The sequence below is a fragment of the Microbispora corallina genome (assembly GCF_016863035.1).
Taxonomy (GTDB): domain Bacteria; phylum Actinomycetota; class Actinomycetes; order Streptosporangiales; family Streptosporangiaceae; genus Microbispora; species Microbispora corallina.
Genome location: NZ_BOOC01000027.1, coordinates 158,868 through 171,944, shown reverse-complemented (window position 1 = coordinate 171,944; position 13,077 = coordinate 158,868). Strand labels below are relative to the sequence as shown.

Here is a 13,077-nt window from a genome sequence, read left to right as displayed (position 1 = left end):
ATCCCTATCCTTGGGGTGGCGTTCAGGCTTATATGGGACAATCACGTGAGGGGGTGGACAAGTGTTCAAGAAGAGCAAGCACGGGATCCAGATCAAGAACGCGGAGCAGATCGACAAGATGCGCGCCGCGGGCCTGGTCGTGGGCCGGACGCTGGAGCTGCTCCGGTCGTCCGTGCGGCCCGGGATCACCCCCCTCGACCTCGACGCCATCGCTGAGGAGGCGATCCGCGGCGAGGGCGCCATCCCCTCGTTCAAGGGTTACCAGGGCTTCCCGGCCACCATCTGCGCCTCGGTGAACCACGAGGTGGTCCACGGCATCCCGACCGACCAAAGGAAGCTGCGCGAGGGCGACGTCATCGCGATCGACTGCGGCGCCATCCTGGACGGCTGGCACGGCGACTCGGCGATCACGGTCCCGGTCGGCGAGGTCGACCCGGCGCTCACCGAGCTGATCCGCGTGACCGAGGAGGCCATGTGGCGCGGCATCGCCGCGCTGCGGGTCGGCGGCTTCCTGTCGGACATCGGCCACCAGGTCGAGAAGTACGTCCGCTCCCAGGGCCGCTACGGCATCCCGCAGGAGTACGGCGGCCACGGCATCGGCACGGAGATGCACATGGACCCGTGGGTGGCCAACCACGGCCGGCCCGGCCGCGGCCCCCGTTTCGAGGCGGGCATGTGCTTCGCCGTCGAGCCCATGGTCAACCTGGGCACCGACCGCACCAAGGTGCTGGCCGACGACTGGACCGTGGTCACGCTCGACGGCAAGCCCTCGGCGCACTTCGAGCACAGCGTCGCCGTCACGGAGAACGGGCCGCTGGTCCTGACCGCCCTCGATGGGGGAGAGGCCAAGCTGGCGACGCTCCTGGCCGGGGACGCCGCGGCGACCGTGGTGCCGGAAAAGCCCTGATTCCCGCTGCTTTCCTCGCCCGCCGGTGAACCATAATGGTCGTATCGCTCGACAGCGGGAGATGGTGATGGCGGCAGCGCCGGAGATGCGGGCGTCCGACGGGGACCGGGACAGGGTCGCCGCGGCACTGCGCGAGCACATGGCCCAGGGCAGGCTCACCGTGGACGAGTTCGGCGAGCGCCTGGAGCAGGTCTACCAGAGTCGCACGTACGGCGAGCTGGCGAAGGTCACGTCCGACCTGCCCGAGATCGACCTGCACACCCTGCCCGCCACCGTCGCCCCCGTCCGGAGCGACGGTCGCAGGCCCGCCGACAAGGCCCAGAACTCGCTCAAGGCGTCCTGGGCGGCCTGGGCGTCGGCCAGCGCGATCAACTGGGTCATCTGGATCATCGTGAGCGTCACGTCGGGGCACCTCGTCTACCCGTGGCCGCTGTGGGTCATGGGTCCCTGGGGCGCCATCATGCTCGTCGGCACGATCTTCGGGACGACGCACAACAGCAAGCGCGGCCGCTGAGCGGGGCGGCGCGCCCTGTGTGTATTTTTCCTGGTTGAAGAACCGGCCGAGTGTGGATTCCTGCGCAGAACGGATGGGCGATCGTCCGTAATTTCAGGGGTGTCCGGAGATGAGCAGCATCTTCGAAGAAATCCCCTGGAGGAACAATGAACCTGCGCACCGTCCTCGCCGGGACCGCCGCCGCCGGCGCCCTCGCCGCCGGCCTCATGTCGGCCCCGGCCCAGGCCGCGACCACGGCCAGCCCTTTCAAGCACTTCTTCGGCACGACCTACTCCAGCTACGGCGGCAGCCATGGCGAGCACCGCGACGACCGGTCGTACTTCAGCAAGGGCTACTGGTACCGGGACAACGGCCGCTACTACTTCTTCGGCGACCTGTACGACCGGGACCACGACCGTGAGTACAGCTACGTCTGGTTCCGCTGGCACGACGACGGCGGCTCGCACTTCCGGTCGTTCCGGACCTTCGACCACGTGCACATCGGCCACTTCGGCGGGTTCACCCGCAGCCACGGCTTCGACGACTTCGACGTCCGGGTCTGCGAGGGCGGCCCGACCGAGGACTGCGGCAGCTGGCACGACGTCTTCTGAGATGACCGCTTCGAGCGGCACGGGGGTTCCGAGAGGAACGCTTCCAGGTTGCGGAGGGGCTCGCCCGGTCCGGGCGGGCCCCTTCCCGCGTGCGGCCCGGCCGAGGGCGCGGGGAGTGGCCCGGACGAGGATGGACGGGTACCCTTTCATCTGGTTGTGTCGGGACCCCATGCCCTCGTTTCGCAATTCGGGCCGGGTTGGCGTACACTCCTTTGTCGGTTCACTATGACCTTTGCGCGTAGGCGGTCTGGCAGATCGCCGCTCTCTGGAAGCGCCACGAAGGTCGCGGCTGCTTAGTGTTCCGAAGCCTCTGACGATCGATCAGTGAAACGCGAGGGTCATGGCCAAGAAAGACGGCGCCATCGAGATTGAGGGCACTGTGGTTGAGTCGCTCCCGAACGCGATGTTCCGGGTGCAGCTCGACAACGGCCATAAGGTCCTGGCCCACATCAGCGGGCGAATGCGGATGCACTACATCCGGATCCTTCCCGACGACAGGGTGGTCGTGGAACTGAGCCCCTACGACCTCAGTCGTGGGCGGATCGTCTACCGGTACAAGTAGGCCCGCCTCTCCGAGGCAGGGTCGTATGCGGAACGAATAAGGACTATGAAGGTCAAGCCGAGCGTCAAGAAGATCTGCGACAAGTGCAAGGTGATCCGCCGGCACGGTCGCGTCATGGTGATCTGCGACAACCTGCGCCACAAGCAGCGTCAGGGCTAGGGATCACTCCCTAGAGTCGCCAGGCTCCCGCACGGTCCGCCCGAGTGGCGGACTCGACGCATGTGAGGAGCCTCCGGCGCGGACACCGGGCGGAGACGCCCGCGGGTCCGGCCGGACAACGGAAACGGTGTCTCACACCGGCGCAGGCGGCGTCCCCACGGGGAGGCCGTACCACGTTGGAGACCCCCGGTCGGAGGCCGGGGCCCTCGCCCCGGGCATGGGGAGGGGAGTGAGGCGCGAGACCTCCGCCACAAGAAGGAGAATGCCCGACCATGGCCCGCCTGGTTGGCGTCGACCTCCCCCGCGACAAGCGGCTGGAGATCGCTCTCACCTACATTTTCGGAATCGGCCGCACCCGCGCCCAGGAGATCCTCGAGGCGACGGGCATCAGCCCCGACCTGCGCGTCCACCAGCTGACGGACGCCGAGCTCGTGCCGATGCGCGACTACATCGAGGCGAACTACAAGATCGAGGGTGACCTCCGCCGCGAGGTCCAGGCCGACATCCGCCGCAAGATCGAGATCGGCTGCTACCAGGGCATCAGGCACCGCAAGGGCCTGCCCGTCCACGGTCAGCGGACGCAGACGAACGCTCGCACCCGCAAGGGTAAGAAGAAGACCGTCGCCGGCAAGAAGAAGCCGGGCAAGAAGTAGTCCTCGCAGCCACATTCCAGGAGATAGCGCTTAAATGCCGCCGAAGAGCCGCCAGGGCGCACCGAAGAAGGTGCGCCGCAAGGAAAAGAAGAACGTCGCTCACGGGCACGCCCACATCAAGAGCACGTTCAACAACACGATCGTCTCGATCACCGACCCCAACGGGAACGTGATCTCCTGGGCCAGCGCCGGCCACGTCGGGTTCAAGGGCTCCCGCAAGTCCACCCCGTTCGCGGCTCAGATGGCTGCCGAGAACGCCGCCCGGCGTGCCATGGAGCACGGCATGCGCAAGGTCGACGTCTTCGTCAAGGGTCCCGGCTCCGGCCGTGAGACCGCCATCCGTTCGCTGCAGGCGACCGGTCTCGAGGTCGGGTCCATCCAGGACGTGACCCCGGTCCCGCACAACGGCTGCCGTCCGCCCAAGCGCCGCCGCGTCTGAGCTCAGGAGATAGAAGGAAATGGCTCGTTACACGGGTCCGGACTGCAAGCTCTGCCGTCGTGAGAAGACGAAGCTCTTCCTCAAGGGCAAGAAGTGCGAGTCCGCCAAGTGCCCCATCGAGATTCGTCCGTACCCGCCGGGTGAGCACGGCCGCGGCCGCCCCAAGGAGTCGGAGTACCAGCTTCAGCTTCGTGAGAAGCAGAAGACCCGCCGGATCTACGGCGTCCTCGAGAAGCAGTTCCACAACTACTACGAGGAAGCCAACCGCAAGACCGGCAAGACGGGTGAGAACCTCCTCCAGATCCTGGAGAGCCGTCTCGACAACGTCGTCTACCGCGCCGGTTTCGCCGAGTCGCGCGACGCCGCCCGCCAGCAGGTGCGCCACGGCCACTTCCTGGTGAACGGCAAGAAGGTCGACATCCCGTCGTACCGCGTGCGCGAGCACGACATCGTCGAGGTCCGGGAGAAGTCCCGCAACCTCATGCCGTACGAGGTGGCCCGCGCCACCGCCGGCGACCGCACCGTGCCCGCGTGGCTGGGCGTCTCGCCGGAGGCCATGCGCGTCCTCGTGCACCAGCTCCCGGTCCGCCAGCAGATCGACACGCTGGTCCAGGAGCAGCTCATCGTCGAGCTCTACTCCAAGTAAGTAGGGCTCCGGCACCAGGTCATGACGCCGTACGGCCGGTTTCGCCGGCCGTGCGGCATCATGGTTGTAGGCGAGCGGCGTCAAATAGCGGGCGCCGCCGTAACCGAGGGACCGGCTCTCGCCCGGAAGGGCGGCCCGTCCCGGATTCAGGAGTGATCCATGCTGATCGCACAGCGCCCGAGCCTCCAGGAGGAGCAGCTCGAGGAGCACCGGTCCAGGTTCATCATCGAGCCTCTCGAGCCGGGCTTCGGCTACACCATCGGAAACTCGGTGCGGCGCACGCTGCTGTCCTCCATCCCGGGGGCGGCGGTCACCAGCATCCGCATCGAGGGCGTGCTGCACGAGTTCTCGACCGTGCCCGGGGTCAAGGAAGACGTCACCGACATCATCCTCAACCTCAAGTCGCTGGTCGTCTCCTCCGAGCACGACGAGCCCGTGGTGATGTACCTGCGCAAGCAGGGCCCGGGCGAGGTCACGGCCGCGGACATCGCGCCCCCGGCCGGCGTCGAGGTGCACAACCCGGACCTCCACATCGCCACCCTCAACGGGAAGGCGAAGCTGGAGATGGAGCTGACCGTCGAGCGCGGTCGCGGCTACGTCTCCGCGGCGCAGAACAAGCAGCCGGGCCAGGAGATCGGCCGGATTCCGATCGACTCGATCTACTCCCCGGTTCTCAAGGTCACCTACAAGGTCGAGGCCACCCGTGTCGAGCAGCGCACGGACTTCGACCGTCTGATCCTCGACGTCGAGACCAAGCCGTCCATGAAGCCCCGCGACGCGGTGGCCTCGGCCGGCAAGACCCTCGTCGAGCTCTTCGGCCTGGCCCGCGAGCTCAACGTCGAGGCCGAGGGCATCGACATCGGCCCGTCGCCGACGGACGCGGCCCTGGCCGCCGACCTGGCGCTGCCGATCGAGGAGCTCAACCTCACCGTCCGCTCGTACAACTGCCTCAAGCGCGAGGGCATCCACACCGTGGGTGAGCTCGTCGCCCGCAGCGAGCAGGACCTGCTGGACATCCGCAACTTCGGCGCCAAGTCGATCGAAGAGGTCAAGCAGAAGCTGCACGAGATGGGCCTCGCCCTCAAGGACTCCCCGCCCGGATTCGACCCGTCCGCGGTCGCCGGCGGCGGGTACGACGACGAGGACGGCGGCTTCATCGAGACCGAGCAGTACTGATCGTCACCGATCGCTGCCGGTAGGCACCACCGCATCACCGGCCGCCCCGCGTCGTACGGCGTGGGGCGGCGATGACAGTCACGACCGGTACGCCGGTCGGCCCGACCCCGGTACCTGGCACGGCCGGGGCGGGTTATCCATGAGGAGCATCACATGCCCAAGCCCACCAAGGGCCCCCGCTTCGGCGGCAGCCCGGCCCACGAGCGGCTGATCCTGGCGAACCTCGCCACCCAGCTGTTCCAGAACGGCCGGATCCGCACCACCGAGGCCAAGGCGAAGCGTCTCCGCCCGCTCGCGGAGAAGCTGATCACCAAGGCGAAGAAGGGCGACATCCACAACCGTCGCCAGGTGCTGACCGTCGTCCGCGACAAGGGCGTCGTCCACCACCTCTTCACCGAGATCGCCCCCACGTTCGCCGAGCGTCCGGGCGGCTACACCCGGATCACCAAGCTCGGCCCGCGTAAGGGCGACGCCGCTCCGATGGCGGTCATCGAGCTGGTGACCGAGCAGCTGAACCCGGTCCGCGTCTCCCGCACGGCTCCGGCCGCCGCCGCGGCTCCGGTCGCCGAGGAGACCGCCCCGGCCGAGACCCCGGCCGAGGAGACCGCTCCGGCGACGGAGACCTCCGAGGCCGTGGAGACGGCTCCGGAGGCCGCCGAGGCTGAGCAGCCCGCGGACGGCGAGAAGAAGGACGAGGCCTGATCCCAGGCTTTGTGAGCGGGCTCAGGGTCCCCTTCGGGGGATCCTGAGCCCGCTCGTGTTTTGCGGGCCGGTGGCGCAGGGGAGGGACGGCGTGGAGCGTGACGTCCGGCTGAGGCTGGACCTGGGGTACGACGGGACGGATTTCTCGGGCTGGGCCCGGCAGCCGGACCGCCGTACGGTCCAGGGCGTGCTCGAGGAGGCGCTCGGCCGCGTCCTGCGCCTCGACCCGCCGCCCGGGCTGACCGTCGCCGGGCGCACCGACGCCGGTGTCCACGCGCGCGGCCAGGTGGCCCACGTGGACGTGCCCCTCGGCGCGCTGGCGGCCGCGGGGTCGCCCGCGCGTGAGACCGTCGCCGACGCCGAGGAGGGCTGGCGGGAGAACGGCTCCCAGTGGCTCTCCACGGTCACGCGGCGGCTGGCCGGGGTCCTGCCCCCGGATGTCCGGGTTCACGCCGTCTCCGTCGCTCCGGAGGGCTTCGACGCCCGGTTCTCGGCGCTGTCCCGCCGGTACGGCTACCGCGTCTGCGACGCCCCGGGCGGCGTCGACCCGCTGCGGCGGCGGGAGGTGCTGTGGTACGCCCGGCCGCTCGACGTGGGCCTGCTGAACGCCGCGGCGGCCCGGCTGCTCGGAGAGCACGACTTCGCGGCGTTCTGCCGCAGGCGCGAGGGCGCCACCACGATCCGGGAGCTCCAGCGGCTGGAATGGACGAGGGGCGCGGACGGCGTCGTCCTGGCGACGGTCGTGGCCGACGCGTTCTGCCATTCGATGGTCAGGGCCCTGGTGGGCTCGCTGCTGACCGTGGGCGAGGGCCGGCGGCCCGTTGAGTGGCCGGGCGAGGTGCTGGCGGGAGCCGTACGGGATCCGGGGGTGCACGTGGCGCCCGCGCACGGGCTGACGCTTGAGGAGGTGCGCTACCCGACCGGCGACGAGCTGGCCCGGCGCGCCGAGGCGACGCGCCGGGTCCGCACGCTCACTTCCTGACGCGCTTCTGCACGACCTGGGCCGTGTGGTCGCGGAACTCGCCGCTCACCGGGACGAGGTTCTTGTCCTTGGCGTCCGGGGTGTGCCCGTCGGCGTAGGTGGCGTAGCTGAAGACGATGTACCGCCCCCAGACCATGCCCGCGGCGTACCCGCCGGAGATGGCCACCCGGCTGGCGCCGCTGGACTCCTTGCCGTTCAGCCCCTTGAACCAGACGTTCGCCGCGAGGTCCTTCGCCTGGTCGACCGTGAGTGCGGCCTGCTTGGTCGGCATCACGGCGATGCCCGTGGTGACCGCGTAGTCGCGCTTGCGGTCGATGTAGGTGGCCCGCAGCACCCGGCGGCACTGCTGCTGCTCCAGCGCCTGCGCGAACGCCCCGGCGGCCGCCTGGCGGCAGGTGTCGGTGACGTCGACCTTGACCCTGCGGAAGGTCCGCCCGGCCAGCGTCACCCTGGTGTCGGGGAACGCCTCGCCCGGGGACATCGTCTTCGGGTCGGTCGTCTCCGAGTCGACCACCGACGCCGCGGCCGTGCTCGCCTGCGGGATCGCGGTTGTCGCGCCGCCGGTGGCCGCCGGGCGGCTCACGGGCGAGTTCCCGGTGTCTCCCGAGTAGGCGTAGTAGGCCGCCGTGCCGATCGCCGCCACGACGACGGCGCCGCCGGCTGCGAGCAGCGCCTTCCTGATCGTGCCGCCGCTCCCTCCGCCCGGCGCGGGCGGGCGGCGCAGCGGCACGGGGAGCGCGGAGCCGGGGGACGGCGGGGTCGAGCCGAACCCGGGCGGGGGCGTCGGCTTCCCGGCCTTGGCGGGCGTCACCGGGGTGAAGGCGAACGGCGTGTCGCCGGAGGCCGTCGTCGAGGCCGGCCCGGCGGGGGAGGAAGTCGAGGGCATGTGTCCTGGGGGTGTCTCGGGCGAGGCCGGCCGCGACGTGGTGGCATCGGCGGGCGGCGCATCCGCGGATGGCGACTCCACCGGCTGGGCGCCGCTGACCGGCGCGCCGGGGAAGGCGGGGGAGAGGGGCGGGGACGAGGCGAGGGCGCCGTACGGGGAGGGCGAGCCGTCGCCCTGCCACGGCGGCGCGTTCGGCGGGAGCACGGCGTTCGGCGGGGGCACAGCGCTCGGGGGGAGGACCGTGTTCGGGGGGAGGACGAAGCCCTCCACCGGGGTGGCGCCGGATGAGCTGTCGGGAGAGGCGGGACCGTACGGCCACGGCTGGCCCGGGTGTCCGCCGACCGGCGACCCGTTCACGCCCTGGGGCCCGTACACACCCGGGGGCTGGTGGCCGGGGGCGCCACCGGCGTACGGCGACGTCGTCGTGCTTGGGTCGCCTGGCATGCCGGGCTGGTACGGCGAGCCGGCGGCGCCGGGGTACGCCGGTGTGCCGTACGGCCAGGGTGCGCCGGGCTCCGCCGGTGGTCCCGGGTGCGGGTAGGAGGCGTCGCCGGGCTGGGCCGGCGCGCCGGGCGCGGCCGCGTACGGCGACGGAACCCCGGTGATGCCCTCCTGGCCGGGAACGCCGCCGTCGCCGGGCCGCACCGCGTGCCGCCCGGTCGGCACGCCATCCGCATCGGCCGGGTTTCCTCCGGCGGGAACGGTGGCCGATCCCGTCGTCTCGTCCACGGGGAGCGTGCCGCCCGGGCCGTCCAGCGCGTCGCCGGGGACGGCCGGGCCGGCGGGAGGTACCGCGGAGCCGGGGTGTGGCGTCGCGGGCACCCCGGTGCCTGGTGTGCCTGAGGAGGGCACCTGGTCCGCCGGGGCGACGGAGTCGGACCCCGTGGTGGCGGGGATCGCGGAGCCCGGCGCCGCGTCGAGCGCGTCGCCGGCCACGCCGCCGGAGGCCGCCGGGCCGTCCTCGGTCGTGCCGGACCCGGCACGGCCGGTGGCGGGGGCCGAGAGGCCGTCCGTGGTGCCGGATGCGGCAATGGTGGGGGCCGAGGGGTCGGTCGTGGCGCCGGGATGGCCGCCGGTGGAGGCCGAATGGCCGGGCGTGGTGGTGCCGTGCGTGCCGGAGGGCGCCGATGCGTCAGCGCTGTGCGCCGCGCCGGCCGTGCTGGCGGAGGGCGCCGAGGCATCGGTTCCGCTGCCGCCGGCAGCGCTGCCCGGCAGGTCGGGGCCTCCGCTGTGCGCCGCGCCGGCCGCGCCGGCCGGGATGTCGGGGACGTGGGCGGAGTCCGCGCTCGCGGCGCCGTCACCGCCGGACGCGTCCGCGGCCGTCGTCGCGCCCGCGGGCGTCCGCTGCTCGGCTGAGGGGAGACCCTCTGCGGCGGCGCCGTTCGCGGACGTGGCGGCCGGCTGCGCGCCCGAGCCCTCCTCGCCGCTCGTGGCGGCGGGGGTGCCCGCCTCGCGCGAGGCGTCCCCCGGCCCGTCGCCCTGCCGGGTGGAGTCGCGGCCCGTGCCGGTCGCGTCGTCCTGCCGGGTCGCGCCGCCGTCCTCGTACGCCGTGGCGGGCGGCCACGAGGTGCCGAATCCGCCGGGACGGCCGCCACCCTCCTGGTCCTCCTCGGCGGACGTGTAGGGCTCGCCGGGAAGCCGCGGCGGCCACACGGGCACGTCGCCGGGCTCCGCCGGTCGGACCTGTGCCGCCGCCGACTCCTCCGTCTGAGCGGTCTGCTCGGGCTCGCCCGAAGACGGCCAGTTCACGAAGCGCGCGGGAGCCGCGTCCTCCTGACCGGGCAGGTCGGTCTGCTCCGGCGCGGAGGAGGTCGGCGCGGAGGTGGGAGTGGACGGAGCCGCGTCGGCCTCCGGGACCGGTGCGGGCCACACGGGTCCGGGCGCCGAGGGGTGGTTCCCCGCCTGGCCGACTGCCTGTGGGGGGACGTGCCAGTCGGGCCGCCATCCCGCTCCGGCGCCGGGGTCTGGCGGGGCAGGCCGCAGGCCTTCCCGATCCCCCGCCTGAGGAGCGGAGGGCTCCACCGGCTGGTGGGGATTCGGCCAGGAGGACGTGCCGTACGGCGGCTGCGATTGCGGCCCGCCGTCGTGCCATCCCTGCGCCTCCACCCCGGCGCCACCCGAAGGGTGCTGCGGCCAGGTCTGCGGGGTGCCCTGCCACGCGGGCATGCCGGGCGGCGGGGGCGGCGCCTGCCCCGGGACGGCCGCCTGCCAGGGGGCGGGCGGGCCGCCCTGGACGTCGTGCGGGTGGCGCTCATCGACGGGGGCCGCGGGCGGAGGGATGGGCGGGTTCCAGCCGGGGTGGGGTCCCTGCGCGGGGCCGGGCCAGGGGATGCGGCCGGCATCGGGCGAGGGGGCGGGCCAGGACAGGTGCTCCGACGGCTCCGGATCCGGCAGGGGCCACCCCTGGGCTCCGGGGTCGTTCCCGGGGACGCCGTTGAACGAGGGCGGCGGCTGCCAGCCGGACGCGGGAGGCACGCCGGGTTGTGCCGGAGGCTGCCAGGCGCCGTCGCTCCCGGGACCGCCGGGCTGCGGCGCGGGCGGCCACCCGGGCCCCTCAGGACGCGCGGAAGGGGCCCCTGACGGGCCGCCGGACTGCGGCGCGCCCTGCCAGTACGGCCCGCCCTGCCAGTACGGCCCGCCCTGCTGGTCGGGGGGCCAGGCCGTGCCGGGTGCGGGCGGCCAGGAAGTGCCCTGCGGAGGCGTGGACGAGGGTCCGGCCCCGGGCTGGGGCGGCCATGCCGTTCCCTCCGGGGGCGTGCCCTGGTGCGGGGCGGGCGGCCAGGGTGCGGAGGGCGGGACGGTGGCTCCGGCTGGCGGCACAGGCGCCCCCGCCTCCTGCGACCCGGCAGGCGGCCCGGGATACGGCCCCTGAGAGGGCCCGGAATACGGTCCGGCAGGAGGGCCGGAATACGGTCCGGACGCCGGCCCGGGAGGCGCTGCGGGCGGCGGCGGGTACCCGGGCTGCCCGGCAGAGCCTTGGGCCGCTGGGGAGGGCGGCAGGGGAAGGCCGGGCTGCGCCGGGAACCGCCGCGTCGACTCCAGGTCCTCCGGAGAGTCGTCGCCGGCCGGACCGTACGGAGAGGGCTCGGAGGACGCCGAGGGCAGGGGCGACAGCCAGCTGTAGGCCGAGGCGTCCTCGTCGGGCGTCCACGCCGGCCCTTCCACGGGGGTCTGCCCGAAGCTCGGCGGGGGCATGGGAGGAGCCGCCGAGCCGTCGGCGTCCGACTCGCGGCGATTCACCGCCGTGTCGTGTTCGTGCTCGGAACCGGAATCCTGGCCACGCATAGCCGGAAGCGTATCCGCGCCGCCGTGCCCGCCGTGCCCCTATGGGCGTTTACGCATGACCCGCGGCATGGCCCATCGCAACGGAATCAGATGACGAAACGCCAGGAAACCGGCGCTCTGTCACCCGTGGCCGCCCGTCAGCGAACGCGTCTCCAGGGCAGGGAAAACAGTCGCGTCGGTGATGTCCACGGCCGTCTGATAGAGCTTCTTGAGCTCCGACTTCCCGGGCTGATGGCCGTCCTTGAACTGGAACCACAGCAGGACGGCGTAGTGGCCGTGCGTCCACCCTCCGGCGTACGCCTCGCCGCTGCCGAGGTGCTTGGACGCCTCGTCCTTGCCGGGGAGCGGCTTGAGGAAGTCGGTGCGCTCGCCGCCGCCGCCCGCGGACGCCGTCTTCTTGGCGGCCGCCGAGGTCTTCAGGTTGGCCACTCCGACCGTGCCGATGATCGTGCCCTTGGCGTCCACGTAGCTGGCGCGGATGAGCTGGGTGCAGCCGCCGTCCTTCAGCGCCTTGGCGATCTTCGAGCCGGTCACGCCGTCCGCGCAGGTCTTCTCCTTGCGCCAGGCCGTACGCGTGTACGACCTGCCCTTGTTGGTCACCTTCTTCTTGCCGAAGATCTCGCCCACGCTCAACGGGATCTTGTCGGTCGCGCGGGAGGCCGCGTAGCCGTACTTGCCGCCGGGCGCGTCGGGGACCAGCGGCGACGGGGTGGGCGGCTTGACGGGGGCGGCGACCGGCTTCGTCTCGTTCTTGGCGGCCACCCACAGCCCGAGGAAGAGCGCGGCGATCAGGGCGATGAGGGCCGCGCCCAGCACGAGCGGGCGCCGCCAGAAGGGGGCGGGGGCGTCCGGGTCCCACACCGGTTCGGGCAGGGGTGGCACCCGGGACTCCGCGCCGCCCCGGCCGGCGTCGGCCGCGCCCTGACCGCGGAAGGCGTCGGCCCGTCCGCGCAGCGCGTCACCCGGGCGTCCGGGATCCCCCGAGGGGGAGGGGCCGCCCGGCCGGACGGGGCCCGCCCCGCGCGGGTCGCGGCCGGGTCCGTCGCCCGCCCAGCCGCCGCGCTCGGGGGCCGGGTCGTTCCACGCCCGTGGCTGTTCCCCGGTCCCGCCGCCGCCCATGGCACCGGGCTCCGGGCCGCGCCCCGGGTCGTTCCAGCCGCGCTGGTCGCCGCTGTCGGGGCCACGTCGCGGGTCGTTCCAGCCGCGCTGGTCGCCGCCGCGCCCGCCGTCGTCCCAGCCGGCGCCCGGTCCCGGGCCGTTCCAGCCGTGACCTTGCGCCGGGTCGTTCCAGCCGTTCCGGTCGTCGCCGCCTCGGCCGCCCTGGTCGTACCCGCCCTGCCCGTACGGCGGAGCCTCGCGGCGTCCCGCGTACGGCGACGGCTCTCCTACCGGGGAGCCGTACGGAGGCGGGGTGCCACGGCCGGAGGCGTCGTTCCCCTGGCCGTACCCCTCGCTCCCGCCGGAGACGTCGTCGGAGCCGCGGCGGCGCGGATCGGAGGGGAACTGCGGCTGGCGGGGGGGCTGCTGGTCGCCGGGGTAACCCATGCGCCCGAGAGTAGTCGGCTATTCAGACAGA

General features: G+C 72.8%; 13 protein-coding genes. 11 read left to right on the top strand and 2 right to left on the bottom strand.

From position 1 onward, the window contains the following. The first annotated feature begins 61 nt into the window (after positions 1-61). From map to truA, 11 genes are all read left to right on the top strand, one after another. Positions 62-907 (top strand): type I methionyl aminopeptidase, encoded by an 846-nt coding sequence (map, locus tag Mco01_RS25050; RefSeq protein WP_204059337.1) that lies wholly within the window; start codon positions 62-64, stop codon positions 905-907. Between the two features lie 67 nt (positions 908-974). After that, positions 975-1,421, top strand: coding sequence for a DUF1707 SHOCT-like domain-containing protein (locus Mco01_RS25045; RefSeq protein WP_204059336.1), 447 nt, complete (start codon positions 975-977; stop codon positions 1,419-1,421). A gap of 146 nt (positions 1,422-1,567) precedes the next feature. Then, on the top strand, positions 1,568-2,011 hold the full coding sequence (locus tag Mco01_RS25040; RefSeq protein WP_204059335.1) for a hypothetical protein: 444 nt from the start codon (positions 1,568-1,570) through the stop codon (positions 2,009-2,011). A 340-nt stretch (positions 2,012-2,351) separates the two neighbouring features. Then, entirely contained in the window at positions 2,352-2,573 is a 222-nt protein-coding gene (infA, locus tag Mco01_RS25035) for a translation initiation factor IF-1 (protein WP_012887858.1), read from the top strand. Between the two features lie 45 nt (positions 2,574-2,618). Continuing rightward, on the top strand, positions 2,619-2,732 hold the full coding sequence (gene rpmJ / locus Mco01_RS25030) for a 50S ribosomal protein L36 (RefSeq protein ID WP_003956441.1): 114 nt from the start codon (positions 2,619-2,621) through the stop codon (positions 2,730-2,732). A 272-nt stretch (positions 2,733-3,004) separates the two neighbouring features. Further along, positions 3,005-3,385 (top strand): 30S ribosomal protein S13, encoded by a 381-nt coding sequence (gene rpsM / locus Mco01_RS25025; RefSeq protein WP_036328469.1) that lies wholly within the window; start codon positions 3,005-3,007, stop codon positions 3,383-3,385. A 34-nt stretch (positions 3,386-3,419) separates the two neighbouring features. After that, complete coding sequence (gene rpsK, locus Mco01_RS25020) at positions 3,420-3,824, top strand: 30S ribosomal protein S11 (RefSeq protein WP_020542285.1); 405 nt, start codon at positions 3,420-3,422, stop codon at positions 3,822-3,824. 19 nt (positions 3,825-3,843) lie between these two features. Continuing rightward, entirely contained in the window at positions 3,844-4,470 is a 627-nt protein-coding gene (gene rpsD / locus Mco01_RS25015; protein WP_036328464.1) for a 30S ribosomal protein S4, read from the top strand. Between the two features lie 159 nt (positions 4,471-4,629). After that, on the top strand, positions 4,630-5,646 hold the full coding sequence (locus Mco01_RS25010; RefSeq protein WP_036328460.1) for a DNA-directed RNA polymerase subunit alpha: 1,017 nt from the start codon (positions 4,630-4,632) through the stop codon (positions 5,644-5,646). Positions 5,647-5,799: 153 nt separating this feature from the next. Next, complete coding sequence (gene rplQ, locus Mco01_RS25005; RefSeq protein ID WP_204059334.1) at positions 5,800-6,348, top strand: 50S ribosomal protein L17; 549 nt, start codon at positions 5,800-5,802, stop codon at positions 6,346-6,348. 91 nt (positions 6,349-6,439) lie between these two features. Further along, a complete protein-coding gene (gene truA, locus Mco01_RS25000; protein ID WP_204059333.1) occupies positions 6,440-7,330 on the top strand; it encodes a tRNA pseudouridine(38-40) synthase TruA in 891 nt (296 codons plus the stop codon). Here truA and Mco01_RS24995 read toward each other — a convergent pair. Further along, a complete protein-coding gene (locus Mco01_RS24995) occupies positions 7,320-10,691 on the bottom strand; it encodes a hypothetical protein (protein ID WP_204059332.1) in 3,372 nt (1,123 codons plus the stop codon). The two genes, truA and Mco01_RS24995, sit on opposite strands and share 11 nt — an antisense overlap. 930 nt (positions 10,692-11,621) lie before the next feature. Further along, positions 11,622-13,046, bottom strand: a complete 1,425-nt coding sequence (locus tag Mco01_RS24990) for a hypothetical protein (RefSeq protein WP_204059331.1) — start codon at positions 13,044-13,046, stop codon at positions 11,622-11,624. Between the last annotated feature and the right edge of the window lie 31 nt (positions 13,047-13,077).

Excerpts from the sequence above, each read along its gene's own strand:
- infA (WP_012887858.1), top strand. The coding sequence starts at position 2,352 with ATGGCCAAGAAAGACGGCGCCATCGAGATTGAGGGCACTGTGGTTGAG.
- Mco01_RS24990 (WP_204059331.1), bottom strand. The coding sequence starts at position 13,046 with ATGGGTTACCCCGGCGACCAGCAGCCCCCCCGCCAGCCGCAGTTCCCC.
- rpmJ (WP_003956441.1), top strand. The coding sequence starts at position 2,619 with ATGAAGGTCAAGCCGAGCGTCAAGAAGATCTGCGACAAGTGCAAGGTG.
- rpsK (WP_020542285.1), top strand. The coding sequence starts at position 3,420 with ATGCCGCCGAAGAGCCGCCAGGGCGCACCGAAGAAGGTGCGCCGCAAG.
- Mco01_RS25040 (WP_204059335.1), top strand. The coding sequence starts at position 1,568 with ATGAACCTGCGCACCGTCCTCGCCGGGACCGCCGCCGCCGGCGCCCTC.
- rplQ (WP_204059334.1), top strand. The coding sequence starts at position 5,800 with ATGCCCAAGCCCACCAAGGGCCCCCGCTTCGGCGGCAGCCCGGCCCAC.
- rpsM (WP_036328469.1), top strand. The coding sequence starts at position 3,005 with ATGGCCCGCCTGGTTGGCGTCGACCTCCCCCGCGACAAGCGGCTGGAG.
- Mco01_RS25045 (WP_204059336.1), top strand. The coding sequence starts at position 975 with ATGGCGGCAGCGCCGGAGATGCGGGCGTCCGACGGGGACCGGGACAGG.
- rpsD (WP_036328464.1), top strand. The coding sequence starts at position 3,844 with ATGGCTCGTTACACGGGTCCGGACTGCAAGCTCTGCCGTCGTGAGAAG.
- Mco01_RS25010 (WP_036328460.1), top strand. The coding sequence starts at position 4,630 with ATGCTGATCGCACAGCGCCCGAGCCTCCAGGAGGAGCAGCTCGAGGAG.